General features: G+C 56.3%; 16 protein-coding genes and 1 riboswitch. Of the genes, 9 read left to right on the top strand and 7 right to left on the bottom strand.

The features are described from left to right. Window positions 1-11: 11 nt before the first annotated feature. The 6 genes from ACL2XM_RS10545 (at window position 12) to cspE (ending at window position 3,194) form a co-directional block, all read left to right on the top strand. Window positions 12-260, top strand: a complete 249-nt coding sequence (locus ACL2XM_RS10545) for a DUF2766 family protein (RefSeq protein ID WP_410015301.1) — start codon at window positions 12-14, stop codon at window positions 258-260. A 163-nt stretch (window positions 261-423) separates the two neighbouring features. After that, window positions 424-567 carry a PhoP/PhoQ regulator MgrB gene (gene mgrB / locus ACL2XM_RS10540; protein WP_410015300.1) on the top strand — a complete coding sequence of 48 codons (144 nt, stop codon included), beginning with the start codon at window positions 424-426 and terminating at the stop codon, window positions 565-567. A gap of 97 nt (window positions 568-664) precedes the next feature. After that, window positions 665-937, top strand: a complete 273-nt coding sequence (locus ACL2XM_RS10535) for a YebO family protein (RefSeq protein ID WP_410015299.1) — start codon at window positions 665-667, stop codon at window positions 935-937. Window positions 938-1,051: 114 nt separating this feature from the next. Then, window positions 1,052-2,038, top strand: coding sequence for an MBL fold metallo-hydrolase (locus ACL2XM_RS10530; RefSeq protein WP_413732856.1), 987 nt, complete (start codon window positions 1,052-1,054; stop codon window positions 2,036-2,038). A gap of 788 nt (window positions 2,039-2,826) precedes the next feature. Next, window positions 2,827-2,961: a DUF2627 domain-containing protein gene (locus ACL2XM_RS10525; RefSeq protein WP_132921323.1), complete on the top strand. Its 135-nt coding sequence runs from the start codon at window positions 2,827-2,829 to the stop codon at window positions 2,959-2,961. Between the two features lie 23 nt (window positions 2,962-2,984). After that, window positions 2,985-3,194 (top strand): transcription antiterminator/RNA stability regulator CspE, encoded by a 210-nt coding sequence (gene cspE, locus ACL2XM_RS10520; RefSeq protein ID WP_005968829.1) that lies wholly within the window; start codon window positions 2,985-2,987, stop codon window positions 3,192-3,194. A gap of 189 nt (window positions 3,195-3,383) precedes the next feature. Here cspE and pgeF read toward each other — a convergent pair whose 3' ends face one another. Next, a complete protein-coding gene (pgeF, locus tag ACL2XM_RS10515) occupies window positions 3,384-4,115 on the bottom strand; it encodes a peptidoglycan editing factor PgeF (protein WP_413722760.1) in 732 nt (243 codons plus the stop codon). Window positions 4,116-4,336: 221 nt separating this feature from the next. Between pgeF and ftsI the strand changes: the two genes are divergently transcribed. Continuing rightward, window positions 4,337-6,076, top strand: coding sequence for a peptidoglycan glycosyltransferase FtsI (gene ftsI / locus ACL2XM_RS10510; RefSeq protein ID WP_413722761.1), 1,740 nt, complete (start codon window positions 4,337-4,339; stop codon window positions 6,074-6,076). Window positions 6,077-6,160: 84 nt separating this feature from the next. Beyond that, window positions 6,161-6,985 (top strand): 23S rRNA (guanine(745)-N(1))-methyltransferase, encoded by an 825-nt coding sequence (gene rlmA / locus ACL2XM_RS10505; protein ID WP_413732854.1) that lies wholly within the window; start codon window positions 6,161-6,163, stop codon window positions 6,983-6,985. A gap of 9 nt (window positions 6,986-6,994) precedes the next feature. On the opposite strand, the gene mntP is transcribed toward rlmA, so the two are convergent. From mntP to manX, 5 genes are all read right to left on the bottom strand, one after another. After that, entirely contained in the window at window positions 6,995-7,576 is a 582-nt protein-coding gene (mntP, locus tag ACL2XM_RS10500) for a manganese efflux pump MntP (protein WP_410016559.1), read from the bottom strand. 3 nt (window positions 7,577-7,579) lie between these two features. Further along, window positions 7,580-7,779, bottom strand: a riboswitch (yybP-ykoY riboswitch). Between the two features lie 198 nt (window positions 7,780-7,977). Beyond that, window positions 7,978-8,439, bottom strand: coding sequence for a DUF986 family protein (locus ACL2XM_RS10495; protein WP_410015294.1), 462 nt, complete (start codon window positions 8,437-8,439; stop codon window positions 7,978-7,980). A 75-nt stretch (window positions 8,440-8,514) separates the two neighbouring features. Then, window positions 8,515-9,360 carry a PTS mannose transporter subunit IID gene (locus ACL2XM_RS10490; protein ID WP_410015293.1) on the bottom strand — a complete coding sequence of 282 codons (846 nt, stop codon included), beginning with the start codon at window positions 9,358-9,360 and terminating at the stop codon, window positions 8,515-8,517. Window positions 9,361-9,372: 12 nt separating this feature from the next. Further along, window positions 9,373-10,176: a PTS mannose/fructose/sorbose transporter subunit IIC gene (locus ACL2XM_RS10485; RefSeq protein WP_410015292.1), complete on the bottom strand. Its 804-nt coding sequence runs from the start codon at window positions 10,174-10,176 to the stop codon at window positions 9,373-9,375. An 89-nt stretch (window positions 10,177-10,265) separates the two neighbouring features. After that, a complete protein-coding gene (gene manX / locus ACL2XM_RS10480) occupies window positions 10,266-11,231 on the bottom strand; it encodes a PTS mannose transporter subunit IIAB (RefSeq protein WP_410015291.1) in 966 nt (321 codons plus the stop codon). Window positions 11,232-11,871: 640 nt separating this feature from the next. On the opposite strand from manX, the gene ACL2XM_RS10475 reads away from it, so the two are divergent. Then, entirely contained in the window at window positions 11,872-13,422 is a 1,551-nt protein-coding gene (locus ACL2XM_RS10475; protein ID WP_413732853.1) for a TerC family protein, read from the top strand. Between the two features lie 607 nt (window positions 13,423-14,029). Here the strand turns inward: ACL2XM_RS10475 and ACL2XM_RS10470 are convergent. Continuing rightward, window positions 14,030-15,394, bottom strand: a complete 1,365-nt coding sequence (locus ACL2XM_RS10470) for an L-serine ammonia-lyase (RefSeq protein WP_413722763.1) — start codon at window positions 15,392-15,394, stop codon at window positions 14,030-14,032. Window positions 15,395-15,747 lie beyond the last annotated feature (353 nt).

Here is a 15,747-nt window from a genome sequence, read left to right as displayed (position 1 = left end):
GAGGCGTAATCATGTCCCAACCCTTTTCGGAAAACCAGGAACTGGTCTCCGATTTAGTTGCCTGCCAGTTGGTTATCAAGCAGATACTGGATGTTATCGATGTCATCGCACCCGTTGAGATCCGGGAAAAGATGTCGGGCCAATTGAAAAATATTGATTTTGCCACCCACCCGGGCGCGCAGGATCCGGTGACCCGCCGGGCTATCGAAAAGGCGATCGCGCTTATCGATCTGAAGTTTGACCGGACGGCGCGTCCGTAATCTGATGCGGGTCTGCCGGGGTACATCCTTGGCACCCTATTTTCTTCCACCCATATCATCCGCTTTATAAATCATTATTCTGATAATGAAATCCCTGTGGTTATCATTCGTTTAAGTTTTGCTGGCTAGAATATTTGTATTGCGACGGTACAGGACGTGGGTTTTGAAAAAAAACACTTCAATATCAATACTGGTCATTTTACTGCTTTGCCTGCTGCTGTGGTTATCGGCCCTCAACAGTTTTTGCGATCAGGGCGGTGATTTTTTCAGCGGCATATGCCTGGTGACCAAGTGGATGCCCTGGTAAGCGGGGCGAAGAGGGCGGCAATTTTGACTTGCGGGGTACAATGAAGGCCGCGGAGTGATAAGATAGCTTCTGGTTTTTTCAGTGGCAAGGTCACTTTATGAACGTATTTGGATTTGATAGCATTAATATCGCCTCGATGGCGATTGCATTGGTTTTTTTTATTATTTGCCTGGTGGTCTGGTTTTACCTTAATCGCGCAAGCGTCAGGGCCAACGAACAGATCGCGCTGCTCAATGAATTGCTTGAACAGCAGAAAAAACAGACCGAACTGCTGCTGCGCCTGGGTCAGGCGGGTAATTCCGACAACGGCGCCAAGGCGCTGCCGGCAGGCGAACCCATTCTATTTAAAGATTTTATCGCCGAACGCTAATTTTTGCCTATTCTATGCCATCCTGCCCGGCGCAGCGGTGGCGGCCATCACATAATCCGGTAATCTGCGCATTTTTGCCGTTGGCTAGCGTCCAATGGGAGAATCGAGAACACGATGACGAAGAAAAATCCCTGGTATGACGCCGCAAAACCCCACCACACCCCGGAAGGTTTCCGTAATATCGAACCGGGGACCAGAACCCCCGGCGCCTACAGGAAGTGGCAGGACGAGAGAAAAAAACAAGGCCTGCCCAAACCCCCCAGGGACGGCTATCCGGGGTTTATCGCGCGCTGGTGGCAACCTGCCGATTTCAGCGGCAAAGAGGACGCCGTATGGTGGCTGGGACATGCCTGCCTGATGGTGCGCGCGGCGGGCCGCTATTTGCTTATCGATCCGGCCCTGGGCAATCGCGCCTCGCCGCTGCCCTTTATCGGACCCCGCCGGAGAACACCGGCGCCGGTGGACATTGCCGGCTTACCGCCCATTGAGATGATCCTCTATTCTCATAACCATTATGATCATCTCGATAAAGGCACCCTAAAAAAGCTGCTCAAGCGTTTTCCGGCGATACAGGTCATGGCGCCGCTGGGCATGGGCGACTGGTTGCGTAAACGCGGCGTGCGCACGGTGAAACAGTGCGACTGGTGGGACAGCGTCGATAGCCATGGCATCCGCTTGCACAGCGTTCCCGCGCGGCACTGGAGCCAGCGTACCCTGAAAGATCACAATCGCAGCCTGTGGTGCGGCTGGGTAGTGGAAACCAAAGACTGGCGTTTTTATTTTTCCGGCGACAGCGGCTACAGTCCGGGCCTGGCTGAAATCGGCGCGCGGCTCGGACCCTTTAGCGTCGCCGCCTTGCCGATCGGCGCCTATGCACCAGAATGGTTCATGGGCGAGAGCCATATGAGTCCCGCCGGCGCGGTAGACGTCTATCAGCAATTGCACTGTCCGCGGGTGATCCCCATCCACTGGGGAGTATTTGAACTGGCGGACGAAGCGCTGGATGAACCGCCGCTGGAGCTGGAGCAGGCTTTATTAAACGCGGGCATTAAAGACCCGCATTTCCGTGCGCTGAAAATCGGTGGGAAAATAGCGCTGTAACAATGCCCTAGCCGCCGGGATATAATCCCGGCGCTAAACGCCCGGGGAAAATAGCCGCGACCGCCGGGCGGCGGTGGATATCACCGGACGTCCGCGCCCGGGTTAACACCCGTCCCGGATCCACATTATCCTGTTATTTATTTCATTATAATGACGCTAGTCATATAAAATATATTAAAAAAAATCTGGTTAAACCCTTTTCCTATATTAATAAGTTTCTATTAGCGGCCGAGTTAACCGATTTACCTGTTTGCCGTCATGGCGATAAATTAACCCTGGCGCGCTCGCGGCAATGGCGGGTTAAACGCCGGCGTGATTGCGCGCCGGCGGCGCTGCACAATATTGGGGATCACTGATGGCGCATCGTTTCCGCCATGGTCGCCGCGCCGCAGCCCGGCGGGCATGTTGCGGATCCCGTTTCGGTAAAACCCGCAGTGTAAATTTTATTCCATGGATAGCAGATTAGGGTATAAGCAAATCTGAAAAAATGTGAGCCATGCCTCTTGTTTTCTTTTCTAAGTAAATGAATAGTTATTCTTGAATATTGCATTGGACGTTGACAAGTGTTTGCGCTAAGGTTATCGATAAATGGTACAGAAATCATCGCGGTGGTTAACCTCGTAATCGAATGGGCGAAATTTTCAACTATTGGATGCGCTGATAACCTTCCCAATGCTACTGAACGATTTAATTATGTGCGACATATCCGGCCCTGCTCAAAAATGGCTTGCCATTGATAACAGAGTATGTGATAACGCATTTGGGTAAAACGAGGTACAGTTCTGTATATGAATGGCATTTTCAGTAAAGAAGTTTTGCGTAAAGACGATATCGTTGCATACCGCTTCTCTGCCGATCCTAATCTTAGTGCCTCAAGCAGTAACGACTCCAGTTTGTCTCTGTCTCGCCTCAGGGCGATTTAAACACTCCAAAGGAAATATGCAAGATGGCAAAGATCAAAGGTCAAGTGAAGTGGTTCAACGAGTCTAAAGGTTTTGGTTTTATCACTCCGGCCGATGGTAGCAAAGATGTGTTTGTTCACTTCTCCGCTATTCAGGGTAACGGCTTCAAAACTCTGGCCGAAGGCCAGAACGTAGAATTCGAAATCCAGGATGGTCAGAAAGGCCCTTCAGCAGTTAATGTAACTGCTCTGTAATCCACGCCGCTTCGGCAGCAATTGGCCATTTGGCCGATGGATAACATGTAATTCCCCCTGCCAGTGCCCCACTGGCAGGGTGTTTCATTCTTGCCCGACATCTTCCCCGCACTTCCCTCTGTTCCTGTTTTCCGTACCTGTGCCGCCCCGCGACGCTGGCTGTCGGGTGCCGAAGAATGAATCACGTCTTCAACCGGGCAAAATCACCAATCCCGAATGCTGATTGCGGCCGCTGATGGTCGGATAGGCGGGGTCGATGGCGCGCTTTACGCTGTTGCGACGAAAACTGGTATACGCGAAGCGCGTGCCTGCCTGCGTCATTCCGTCCCCGTTCGCGCACGTGGCGCAAATCGTGCAATGCCCGATATCGTCCACCGCCTGGAATCCCGCCGCCATAAGCTTATACCGGGCGATAGCGGCCAAATCCAGACGCCGGTACGCCGGCGTCACGATAGCGCCGGGTATCGGCAGGCGCGCTAAAAAATCCGCCACCAGGCTCTCGCCGACCTCGTAGCAGCACGGGCGGGCCGACGGACCGATGGCCGCCACCCACTCCGCCGGATTATCGTCCCTGGCCAGCAGCATGGCGGCGAATTGTTCAATGATGCCCGCCACCAGCCCGCGCCAGCCGGCGTGCAGCGCGCCGATCTTTTTGCCGTCGCGGCGGGCGAACAGCAGCGGCAGGCAATCGGCGGTCAGTACACTCAGCAGTACGCCGGGAGTGGAAGTCACCACGCCGTCCGCCTCGCCGCACTGCTCGCCCGGTCCCGTAACCTCGCGGATTTGAATACCATGCACCTGTTTTTTTACCGCCAGGGTATCCTGCCAGGGCAGCAACCTTTCCGGCATCAGATGGGCTTTATCGCCAAAACCATGTTTTACGCCGGCGATGCCGTCAATGAGGGGAGAATAAGCTGTCATAATGTCCTGCGATAATGTCCCGCGCTGAAAACATAGAGTAGCGTAATTTTATCCGTTCCTGGCGCCGGTGTTTGTAACAAAGCAACAATCGGTGGCTGGCGAGAGGGAAATTTGCGCTTTGTTGCAAATTAGCAAGCCTTGTAGCATTGTTTTTGCGCGCATGCTCCGGCGAATAGGTTTTAATGCGTCTGATAATAAAAATAGCCGTATAAGAGAGCAGTGTGAAAACGAAGCCGGGTCAGGGTAAGCAGAATTTTATTCAATGGCGGTTTGGTCTGATGTGTATCGGTATTTCGGCCATACTGGCCGTGTTGCTGATGCGCATCGGCTGGCTGCAGGTGATCAAACCGGACAATCTGGTGGCGCAGCAGAACATGCGCTCGCTGCGCGTGGAGCAGACGCCGATACCCAGGGGGATGATAACCGATCGCAACGGCCAGCCGCTGGCGGTCAGCGTACCCGTTGACGCCATCTGGGCCGACCCGAACGAAGTGGCGCAAAAGGGCGGGGTGACGGCGTCCTCCCGCTGGCAGGCGCTGGCGCAGACGGTTAACCTGCCTTTCAACGAGATGTCCGCCCGGATCAATCACGATCCCCATATGCGCTTTATCTACCTGGCGCGTCAGATCGAACCCAACGTCGCCGATTATATCAAGCAACTGAAGCTGCCCGGCATCTATTGCAAAGAAGAGTCCAGACGCTTTTATCCGGCGGGGGAGACGGCGGCCAATCTGGTGGGTTTTACCAATATCGACGATCAGGGGATCGAGGGTATCGAAAAAAGTTTCAACCGCCTGCTGACCGGCGTGGCCGGACAGCGGGTGGTGCGCAAGGACCGGTTTGGCCGCGTGGTGGAAACCCTTTCCTCCACCGACAGCTCGCCCGCGCATAACGTGGCGCTGAGCATCGACCTGCGGCTGCAGCGTGAAACCGAGGAGGCGTTAAGCAACGCGGTGGCTTTCAATAAGGCGGATTCCGGCGCCTCGGTGCTGGTGGATGTCAATACCGGCGAAATCCTGGCCATGGCCAGCTATCCCACCTTTAATCCCAATAACCGCGCCGGGGCCGGCGAAGACGATTTTCGCAATCGCGCCATCAGCGATATTTTCGAACCGGGATCGACGGTAAAGCCGATGGTGGTGATGACGGCGCTCAAGCAGGGCATCGTCAAGCCAGACACGCTGCTCGATACCCATCCCTATACGCTTGACGGCCATCTGATCCGGGATGTGGCGTTTTATCCGCAGTTAACCCTGACCGGCATCCTGCAAAAATCCAGCGATGTCGGCGTCTCGCGCATGGCGCTGGCAATGCCGGTTACCGCCTTGCTCAATACCTATCGCGCTTTCGGCCTGGGCCAGCCCACCGACCTCGGCCTGACCGGTGAAAGCGCCGGCCTGATGCCGCATCGTATGCGTTGGGGCGAACTGGATCGGGCGACGTTCTCGTTTGGCTATGGCCTGATGGTCACCCCGGTGCAACTGGCGCGGGTCTACGCCACCATCGCCAGCGACGGCGTTTACCGGCCCTTGTCCATTACCCGTATCGACCCGCCGGTGGTCGGCCAGCGCGTCATGGACCCGGCGTTGGTGCATGAGGTGAAACATATGATGGAAAGCGTTGCCCTGCCGGGCGGCGGCGGCGTTAAAGCCGCCGTCAGGGGATACCGGGTGGCGGTGAAGACCGGCACCGCTAAAAAAATCGGCCCCGACGGCCGTTATATTGATAAGTATATCGCCTATACCGCCGGGATCGCGCCGGCCAGCCGCCCGCGTTTCGCGCTGGTGGTGGTGATCAATAATCCCCAGGCGGGTAAGTATTATGGCGGCGCGGTGTCGGCGCCCGTCTTCAGCACCATTATGGCTGAGGTGCTGCGCATCATGAATGTGGAGCCCGACGCCTTGCCGGAAGACAACAATCGCCTGGTGACCGCATCGAGGCCGGGCTCCGGCGCCTCCTGAGGCGCCGGCATGACATTCCCGCTGCCGGCGCGCCGGATTTACGGTAAGATGCGCACCTGATTGCGTTTACGTCCGGAACCGGTTATGCCCTGCTATCAATGCCCCCTTTGCCACCTGCCGCTCACGCGCGCCGATAATTACTGGTCCTGCGCGCAGCGGCACCGCTATGACTGCGCCCGCGAAGGCTATGTCAATCTGCTGCCGGTGCAGTTCAAGCGCAGCAAGGCGCCGGGTGATAACCAGGAGATGATGCAGTCGCGCCGCGCGTTTCTTGATGCCGGTTATTACCAGCCGATGCGCGATCGGGTTATGGCGCTGGTCGACGAACTGCCGTGGGCGCCGGGCGGCGACTGGCTGGATATCGGCTGTGGCGAAGGTTATTATACGCAGGCGCTTGCGGCGACGCTGGCGCAACGTCCGGGAGGCGGGCGGGTGTATGGGCTGGATATCGCTAAAACGGCGGTGCGCCTGGCGGCGAAGCGTTACCCGCAGGCGCGGTTTTGCGTTGCGTCCACCCAGCGCCTGCCGTTTATCGACGGTTCGCTCGGCGGCATATTGCGTATTTACGCGCCCTGCAATCCCGCTGAAATGTATCGCGTCATAAAGCCCGGCGGGCTGGTGGTCACCGTCGCGCCCGGACCCCGGCATCTTTATCAGCTTAAAGCCCGCATCTATCCCCAGGTCATGCTGCATCCGTTAAAGGATGAGCATTTCGCCGGCTTCACCGCGCTTGCGACGCACCGCCTGAGCTATGATATGGAGATGACCGGCGAGGCCGCAGCCAGTTTGCTGCAAATGACCCCGTTTGCCTGGCGCGCCACGCCCGAGGTCATGACGCGCTTAGCCGGACTGGGGCGGTTTGCCTGCGAAACCGATTTTATCATCCGCGCCTGGCGGCGGGAGGATTGAGACCTGCCCCTACAGGCCGGGCAGGGCGGCCTGGGCGTAATGGGCATACAGGATATTGCAGCCGATGCCGATCAGGATGGCGCCGCCGATAATTTCCGCTTTTTTGCCGAGCCATGGGCCGATAAAGCGGCCAAGCAGCATGCCCAGGGTGGCCATGATCATGGTGGCCAGGCCGATAATCATCGCGGTATGCAGGATATTGACTTCCAGGAAGGCCAGCCCCACGCCCACCGCCATGGCGTCCAGGCTGGTGGCGAAAGCGGTGGTCGCCAGCACCCTCAGGCTATGCTGGCCCAGGCGCGGCGCGGTCTCTGTTTGACGGCGCCAACCGCCGGCCACCATGCGCATGCCCAGGCAGCCCAGCAGGATAAACGCCACCCAATGATCCCACGCCAGAATATAGCGGCTGGCCATCAGCCCCAGCGACCAGCCGATCAGCGGCGTAACGGTTTCGATAGCGCCGAAAATCAGTCCGGTGCGCAACGCTTCACGCAGGGGGGGATTATGCAGGGCGGCCCCTTTGCCGATGGAGGCGGCAAAGGCATCCATGGACATGCCGAATGCAAGGATCAGGGTCGCGGACAGGTTCATCATAATCAGGCCTCGGCTGGGAGCCAATATACACGCTTCCCCATCATCCCAACCCCACGATGGTTCGTCGTGTCTATAGTCTCGCCGACCGTCCTGGTCGCCCGCACCACGTTTACGCCGGTTGAGCGGCGTATAACGAGTATGTTGATACGGGCATTTCCGCCTGCTATGGTGGAAACCGGCTACTCCCTAATGACCGCAAAACCATAACATCGTATTTACCGTATAACAACCACAAAAATAAAATAGCATTTTTGCATACGCTTATTTATCGCATACCTATAAAAACATCAACCTTGGGGTTATTTAATAGCATACATTGTAAGGTTAAAAATTTCGCCATGGCCCATCGCAGTAAGGCCATCGGCGGTGATAACCTTATATTATAGGTTGTTATTACGTTAATTATTTTCCATGAATTGATTATAAATCCTTTCAAGATCATCAAGATGCTGAACCTGGATCAATAACCTTCTTTTCTCCAAATCTATAGCCAGAAAACCATCTTCGGATAAGTTCATATTTTTAATCCGGTCATAGCGGATAAAAACATTGGCATAATAAAAACCCGCGGTTTTGAAAATGAGTTTTGGCCGGCGGATATAGGCAAGATAGGTCGCCATAAATGCCAGGATTAATAATAAAGTGGTGGTAAAAACCGTACCTTTATTAGTGATGTTCTGGTACACCAGAATCAGCACCAGGCCGATAAATATCAGTCCATCGATACGGCTTTGGCGCTTAAGCCCGATTTTCAGCCGGGTTTTGCCCTTAAGCATGCCGGCTACGACAAACTCGTCGTAAAGGGCGAACGCCAATGCCAGCGTGATGATAACCAGCAGGACAATATCGGTAACAGACATCCTGACTCCTTGCGAAAAATAAAAAAACCGGGGGATGGCCCCCGGTTGCGCATTACCACGTGTGCATCACTACGATTACAGTCCCAGCAGGCCTATCCAGTAGCCGAAGATACCGATGGCGAAGAAGCCGACGATAATCCACAGCGCATTGACCTTGCGGCGCAGCAGCCACATACACCCGAAGGTCAGCAGCAGCGGCACCAGGCCCGGCATCAGCTGATTGAGGATGCTTTGCACGGTGGTCACCGTGGTCTGGCCGTCCGGACCGGTGATACGCGACACCACCATGGGAATATTCACATGGGTCCACTTATTCACCAGCGCCCCCATGACAAACAGCCCCAGTATCGAGGCGCCCTCCGTCAGCTTCTGCAGGAAACCGCCGCCCATATCGTTAACGATATCCACGCCTTTTTTGTAGCCGTAGGCCACGCCGTAATAACGGGTTGCCAGACGCACGGCGTTAAACAGGATAAAGAACAGGAGGGGGCCAAGCAGACTGCCGCTCATGGCGATGCCGGCACCCAGCGCGGCGAACACCGGACGTACGGTACCCCAGAAGATGGGGTCGCCCACGCCCGCCAGCGGTCCCATCAGGCCCACTTTCAGGCCGTTGATGGCCGCATCGTCGATGGGAGCGCCGTTGGCGCGCTGTTCTTCCATTGCCATGGTTACGCCTAATACCGGCGCCGCCACGTACGGATGGGTGTTAAAGAATTCCAGGTGACGTTTAATCGCCTGTTTGCGATCGTCATTGTTCTCAGGATACAGGCGACGGATTACCGGCACCATCGAGAAGCAAAAACCCAGCGCCTGCATACGTTCAAAGTTCCATGATCCCTGGAAAAGGTTCGAGCGAATAAAGACAGCACGCACATCGCCGGGAGTCAGTTTCTTTGGAGCAGTTGTTATATCGACCATTTCGCTCACCTATTAATCAAGTTCATTATCAAGATCGTTAACGCCCCTGGCGCCGCCGCCGTTTCCGCCGTTGGTCTGGTTATATTTCGGACTCAACTGGATATACAGGACAGCCATGACCACGCCAATCACACCCAGGGAAACCAGGTTGAAGTTGGTGAAAGCCGCGGTGACGAAACCAAGATAGAAGAAAGGCATCAGGTAGCCGGCACGCATCATGTTGATGACCATCGCGTAACCTACTACCACGATCATGCCGCCGGCGATGTTCAGGCCGTTGGTCACGACTTCCGGGATGGAACTGAGCATGGCGTGGACGGCGTCGGTACCGACGGAAACACCGACGATCACGGCCGGAATGGCGATACGCATGGCCTGCAACAGCAACGCGCCGACGTGGATCCAGCTCAGGGCGCTGAGGTTGCCGTTTTCCGCGGCTTTGTCAGCGGCATGCTGGAAGGCCACGGTAATGGTACGTACGATAATGGTCAGTACCTGGCCGGCGGCAGCCAGCGGGATAGCCAGCGCGATGCCGGCACCCACGCTTTGATTGCCGGCAATGACCAGGATGGTGGAAATAATGGAGGCCAGCGCGGCATCGGGCGCCACGGCGGCACCGATGTTCATCCAACCCAGGGCAATCATCTCCAGCGTACCGCCGATGATGATACCGGTCTTCATATCACCCAGCACGAGGCCGATTAACGTACATGCCACCAGCGGACGGTGGAACTGAAACTCATCGAGTATTGAACCCATGCCTGCGATACAGGCCACTATAAAAATCAGCACAATCTGAAGCGTGGTGATCTCCATTGTACTTCTCCTCTGACAAACGTAAGAGAGCGGTAAATCTTTTTTTCAGGAAAGTGATACGCTCGTAGGTGTTAGTTTTTCCGGCGAATTTATTTACCGAGTTTATTTATCAAATCCATCATCTTCAGCGGCGAATCCGATGAGACCTTACGCACTTCAAGCTCAATTCCCCGATCGTTTAACTTACGAAACGCGGCGATATCTTTCTCATCAACCGATACGGCATTGTTAACCTGGGTTTTACCCTGGCGAAACGCCATGCCGCCGATATTTACCGTGGTGATTTTGACGCCGCCTTCCACGACGCGCTCAACGTCGGTGGGGTTGGTAAACAACAACATCACGCGATCCTTGGCATAAGCCGGGTTGTTGTAAACGCGGATGGCCTTGTCCACGTCCACCACATGCGCGGTGACGCCTGGAGGAGCGACCTGGGTCAATAACGTTTTGCGCACGGTATCGGCGGCAACTTCATCGCTGACCACGATAATGCGTTTAACGTTGGTTTCCTTGGTCCAGCGGGTGGCGACCTGGCCATGGATCAGACGATCATCGATGCGCGCCAGACCGATGGTCATATGACCGCCGGCATTGGGATGCGGTTTGGCGGCAGGGGTCGGCGCGGCAACCGGCGCGGGGGTGGCCGCCGTCTGCGGTTCGGGCGCTTTGAGGGCCTTGACGCCGGCGCGTCCGGTTTCGACGGCGATGTTCACCAGCGCGGCAAAACCCGGCTTGTCATCACGCGCCATAAAGGTTTCCGCCAACATGGGAATATTAACGCCGGTGACGACTTCGTAATTCTCCTTATCGACCACAATGCGGCTGGCGGCGTTGAACGGGCTGCCACCCCAGGTATCAACCAGAAATAACACACCTTCCTGGGTATCAAGTTGCGCAAGGCGCGCGGTATATTTTTCAATCAGTGTTTCAGCATTCTCCCCGGGAACAAAATCTATCCAGGCGACGTTTTCTTGCGCGCCCAATATCATTTCAGCCGTTTTAAGCAACTGCTCGGCTGCTGACCCGTGAGTGCCAATTATGATAGCAATACTCACTGATACCTCCTCTGTTAACTAATTGGGTTAAGCAGTCAGACCGCCTGGCGTGTTTGCTACCAGTGAGCACGGGCGGTTTTAACTTCTTAGCCAGGGTATTTTTATTCGCCACCCTGTTTGATGTCCGCTGTGTGTGTTGAAACGATTCATGTGAAGATGTGAATCAATAGCGGTTAAACGCGATTTATTTTAGTGTGTAAAAAAATAAAAATTGTGACGGCGCTCAGTTATTTGTGCATGAGGAAAACAATGAGCTCACAAATCAGTGTAGAAGACATGCATGACAACTTGCAGACAAAAATAGTTTTATGCGCCTGCAAAGTTACCTGATAGAGTTGAATGTCTTACTTATCGATAAGGAGCGATGGGCCACAGCCCCCCCTATGGACTGTCACCGAAAAAACGTCACCCCTGATGTATGGTTTTCTCCTTTACCCGTCCAGGCTCCGCCGGCATGTTGCGCCAGCCGCGGGTCGCACCTTCCCGTACCGCCGGGAATCCAACCCGTCATCCCTGTGTCCTCTCTGTGGGAAAACGCCGCGCGTTCTACGGTCTTTGCGGACATGACGCCGCTTGCCCACGCGTGCTGCCGCGGTGTTTTATTGCGCCGTTTTAATGGACTGTCGATCTGGAGCGCCCAATGGAATTCTTAATGGACCCGACGCTGTGGGTGGGTCTGCTGACGTTGATACTGCTGGAAATTGTGCTGGGTATCGATAACCTGGTATTTATCGCTATCCTGGCCGAGAAGGTCGCGCCGAAAAAGCGGGACAAAGCCCGGGTTATCGGCCTGGCGCTGGCGCTGCTGATGCGTTTGGGGCTGCTGTCGTTGATCTCGTGGATGGTTACGCTGACCAAACCGTTGCTGAGCGTGGGCATGTTCAGCTTTTCAGGCCGGGATCTGATTTTGCTGCTGGGCGGATTGTTTTTACTGTTCAAAGCCACCACTGAGCTGCATGAACGGCTGGAGAACCAGGATGTGCAGCATGACGCCAACCGCGGTTACGCCAGTTTCTGGGCGGTGGTGGTGCAAATTGTTATCCTGGACGCGGTATTTTCCCTGGATGCGGTGATCACCGCGGTCGGCATGGTCAACAACCTGCCGGTGATGATGACCGCCGTGGTTATCGCCATGGGCATTATGCTGCTGGCGTCCAAGGCCTTGACCCGTTTTGTAAATGCCCATCCCACCGTCGTGGTGCTGTGCCTGAGTTTTTTGCTGATGATAGGCCTGAGCCTGATAGCCGAGGGCTTTGGCTTCCACATCCCCAAAGGTTATTTGTACGCGGCCATCGGTTTCTCGGTGCTTATTGAGCTGTTTAATCAGATAGCCCGGCGCAATTTTGTTAAAAACCAGGCGCGCGGGCCGATTCGCCAGCGCACCGCCGAAGCCATTTTACGTTTGATGGGCGGGCCCAGGCTGCGCGAGGAGGGGGCGCAGGAGATGCCAAACGAACCTAAGGCGGAGTTTGCCGACGAGGAGCGTTATATGATTACCGGCGTGTTGTCCCTGGCGTCGCGTTCGTTGCGCAGCGTGATGACGCCGCGCAACGAAATCTCCTGGGTGGATTGCCGGCGTCCGGTGGAGGAGCTGCGCGCTACGCTTTTGGCCACGCCGCACAGTATGTTTCCCGTGTGCGACGGCGAGCTGGACCAGTTGATCGGCGTGGTCCGCGCCAAGGACCTGATGGTGGCGTTGGATAAAGGCGAAGATGTGCAGGGGTATGCCGCGCAGAATCCGGCCATCGTGGTGCCGGAAACCCTGGATGTGCTGAACCTGCTGGGGGTATTGCGCCGGGCGCGGGGTAGCCTGGTGGTGGTGTCGAATGAATTTGGCGTGATCCAGGGGCTGGTAACGCCGCTGGATGTGCTGGAAGCCATTGCCGGCGAGTTTCCGGATGAGGACGAAACGCCGGATATTGTGGCGCAGGAGGACGCCTGGCTGGTAAAGGGTGGTACTGATTTGCACGCTTTGGGTCAGGCGTTGGACGATAATGAACTCACCCGCGGTCACGAGAATGTCGCTTCACTGGCGGGATTGCTGCTGGCCGAGCGGGATCAGCTGCCGGTGGTGGGTGAGGTTATCGAGCTGGGCCAGTGGCGGTTTACGATTTTGCAGATGCTGGAATACCGTATCGAGCTGGTGCGTATCGAACGGATAGCGCCGCCGGTGGAGGAAGAGGAACAGTAAACACGTGACCCGCTCTCCCTTTAACAGGTTTTATGCGGCATCGGCGTTGGCGGGCCTAGCATGCCATGGGGCCTCGGTCGGGCGGGAAAACCACGCCCGATTCGACCCCATTGGCACGCTCTCCCTTGAACACGTCTGCCTTGAGTCCGGCGTTGGCGGGCCTAGCATGCCATGGGGCCTCGGTCGGGCGGGAAAACCACGCCCGATTCGACCCCATTGGCACGCTCTCCCTTGAACACGTCTGCCTTGAGTCCGGCGTTGGCGGGCCTAGCATGCCATGGGGCCTCGGTCGGGCGGGAAAACCACGCCCGATTCGACCCCATTGGCACGCTCTCCCTTGAACACGTCTGCCTTGAGTCCGGTGTTGGCGGGCCTAGCATGCCATGGGGCCTCGGTCGGGCGGGAAAACCACGCCCGATTCGACCCCATTGGCACGCTCTCCCTTGAACACGTCTGCCTTGAGTCCGGCGTTGGCGGGCCTACATGCTATGGGGTGCTCGGTCGGGCGAAAAGACCATGCCCGATTCGACCTCATTGGCACGTTTTTCCTTGAACACGTCTGCTTTATGTTCCGCGTTAGCGGGCCAGCAGGGTGTGGGTGATGCGATCAATCGCACTGGACCTTGATGGCCAGGCCGCCGCGCGAGGTTTCGCGGTATTTGGCGTTCATGTCCTTGCCGGTTTCGTACATGGTTTCAATCACCTTATCCAGCGACACCCGCGGCGCGCTGGTGCGCCGCAGCGCCATGCGCGAGGCGTTGATGGCCTTGACAGAGGCGATGGCGTTGCGTTCGATGCAGGGGACCTGTACCTGGCCGGCCACCGGATCGCAGGTCAGCCCCAGATTATGTTCCATGCCGATTTCCGCCGCCACGCAGACCTGCTCGGGACTGCCGCCCATCAATTCCGTCAGTCCCGCCGCCGCCATGGAGCAGGCGACGCCCACTTCACCCTGGCAGCCGACCTCGGCGCCGGAAATGGAGGCGTTCAGCTTATAAAGAATGCCGATGGCGCCGCAGGCCAGGAAATAACGCAGGTAGACCTCGGGCGTGACCGGATCGATAAAATGATCGTAATAAGCCAGCACCGCCGGCACGATGCCGCAGGCGCCGTTGGTCGGCGCGGTGACCACCCTTCCGCCGGCGGCGTTTTCTTCATTGACCGCCAGCGCGAACATATTCACCCAGTCAATCGCCACCATCGGATCGCTGGAGAGCTTATCCGTGGAGACCAGCATGCGCCTGAGCGCCGATGCGCGCCTGGGCACCCGCAGCGGGCCGGGCAATACGCCTTCGGTATTCAGCCCGCGATCGATGCAGGCGCGCATGGTCTGCCAAATATCGGCGAAGTAATTGCCGATATCGGCGCGGCTATGCAGCGCCAGTTCATTAAGCATCACCAGCCCCGACAGCGACAGACCGGTCTGTTTGCACTGGTCGAGCAGCTGCTGGGCGCTGGCGAAAGGGTGGGGCACGGCGATCTGGTCGATAACCGGCTGGCCGAAATGGGCCTCATCAACGATAAAACCGCCGCCGACGGAATAATACGTCTGGCTGTAGATGACCTGTTCGCCGGCGAAGGCGTGAATGCGCATGGCGTTTTCATGCAATGACAGGTAGGAACCGTGGAATACCATGCCGCCTTCGCGGGGAAAATCCACTTCGTGCGGCCCGCCGGCCAGCATCAGGCGCTGGCGTTGCTCAACGTCGCGGATAAAGGCCGGCGCGGCGTCGATATCCACCGTATCGGGACGGTTGCCCGCCAGGCCCAGGATAATGGCGATGTCGGTATGGTGTCCCTTGCCCGTCAGCGATAACGAACCGTAAACATCCACGGCGATGCGCGTGACATCATTGAGCAGCCGTTTATCGACGAGATCGTCCACGAACTGTTTACCGGCTTTCATTGGACCCACGGTATGGGAACTGGACGGGCCGATGCCGATTTTAAACATATCGAAAACGCTTATCACGTTGACTCTCCTCAGAACTGATAAAATACGCATACCCGTGGGTAATGCAGTTAATTGTAATGACTCATGCCGGGTTAGGCTTGCGCTTTCGCATGATAAAAACTAATCCAAAAAAGCGCTTCCTTTGCGTTTGACGACCGATACGAAGCGGCCCTCTACCCCGGGGCGGCCTGGCGTCATGCTGGTTATGGCTAATCTGAAAGCAAGCCGTTGCCCGTGGATCATCTCTTTTCACGTGCGTGCCTGAGACGGTTTTTTGTCGTCAGAAATAATGAGATATACAACCTATATAAATGACTATGTTTAATTATTAATATGGAGTTATATTTCGCAAATATGGCAAAGATAGGAGA

This window comes from Sodalis sp. RH20, from assembly GCF_047324205.1.
In the GTDB taxonomy this organism is placed as follows: Bacteria; Pseudomonadota; Gammaproteobacteria; order Enterobacterales; family Enterobacteriaceae; genus Acerihabitans.
The sequence above is the reverse complement of the archived record's forward strand: the minus strand, read 5'-3'. Positions and strand labels throughout refer to the sequence as shown.

Excerpts from the sequence above, each read along its gene's own strand:
- ACL2XM_RS10545 (WP_410015301.1), top strand. The coding sequence starts at position 12 with ATGTCCCAACCCTTTTCGGAAAACCAGGAACTGGTCTCCGATTTAGTT.
- ACL2XM_RS10535 (WP_410015299.1), top strand. The coding sequence starts at position 665 with ATGAACGTATTTGGATTTGATAGCATTAATATCGCCTCGATGGCGATT.
- ACL2XM_RS10530 (WP_413732856.1), top strand. The coding sequence starts at position 1,052 with ATGACGAAGAAAAATCCCTGGTATGACGCCGCAAAACCCCACCACACC.
- ACL2XM_RS10525 (WP_132921323.1), top strand. The coding sequence starts at position 2,827 with ATGAATGGCATTTTCAGTAAAGAAGTTTTGCGTAAAGACGATATCGTT.
- cspE (WP_005968829.1), top strand. The coding sequence starts at position 2,985 with ATGGCAAAGATCAAAGGTCAAGTGAAGTGGTTCAACGAGTCTAAAGGT.
- pgeF (WP_413722760.1), bottom strand. The coding sequence starts at position 4,115 with ATGACAGCTTATTCTCCCCTCATTGACGGCATCGCCGGCGTAAAACAT.
- rlmA (WP_413732854.1), top strand. The coding sequence starts at position 6,161 with ATGCCCTGCTATCAATGCCCCCTTTGCCACCTGCCGCTCACGCGCGCC.
- mntP (WP_410016559.1), bottom strand. The coding sequence starts at position 7,576 with ATGAACCTGTCCGCGACCCTGATCCTTGCATTCGGCATGTCCATGGAT.
- ACL2XM_RS10495 (WP_410015294.1), bottom strand. The coding sequence starts at position 8,439 with ATGTCTGTTACCGATATTGTCCTGCTGGTTATCATCACGCTGGCATTG.
- ACL2XM_RS10490 (WP_410015293.1), bottom strand. The coding sequence starts at position 9,360 with ATGGTCGATATAACAACTGCTCCAAAGAAACTGACTCCCGGCGATGTG.
- ACL2XM_RS10485 (WP_410015292.1), bottom strand. The coding sequence starts at position 10,176 with ATGGAGATCACCACGCTTCAGATTGTGCTGATTTTTATAGTGGCCTGT.
- ACL2XM_RS10475 (WP_413732853.1), top strand. The coding sequence starts at position 11,872 with ATGGAATTCTTAATGGACCCGACGCTGTGGGTGGGTCTGCTGACGTTG.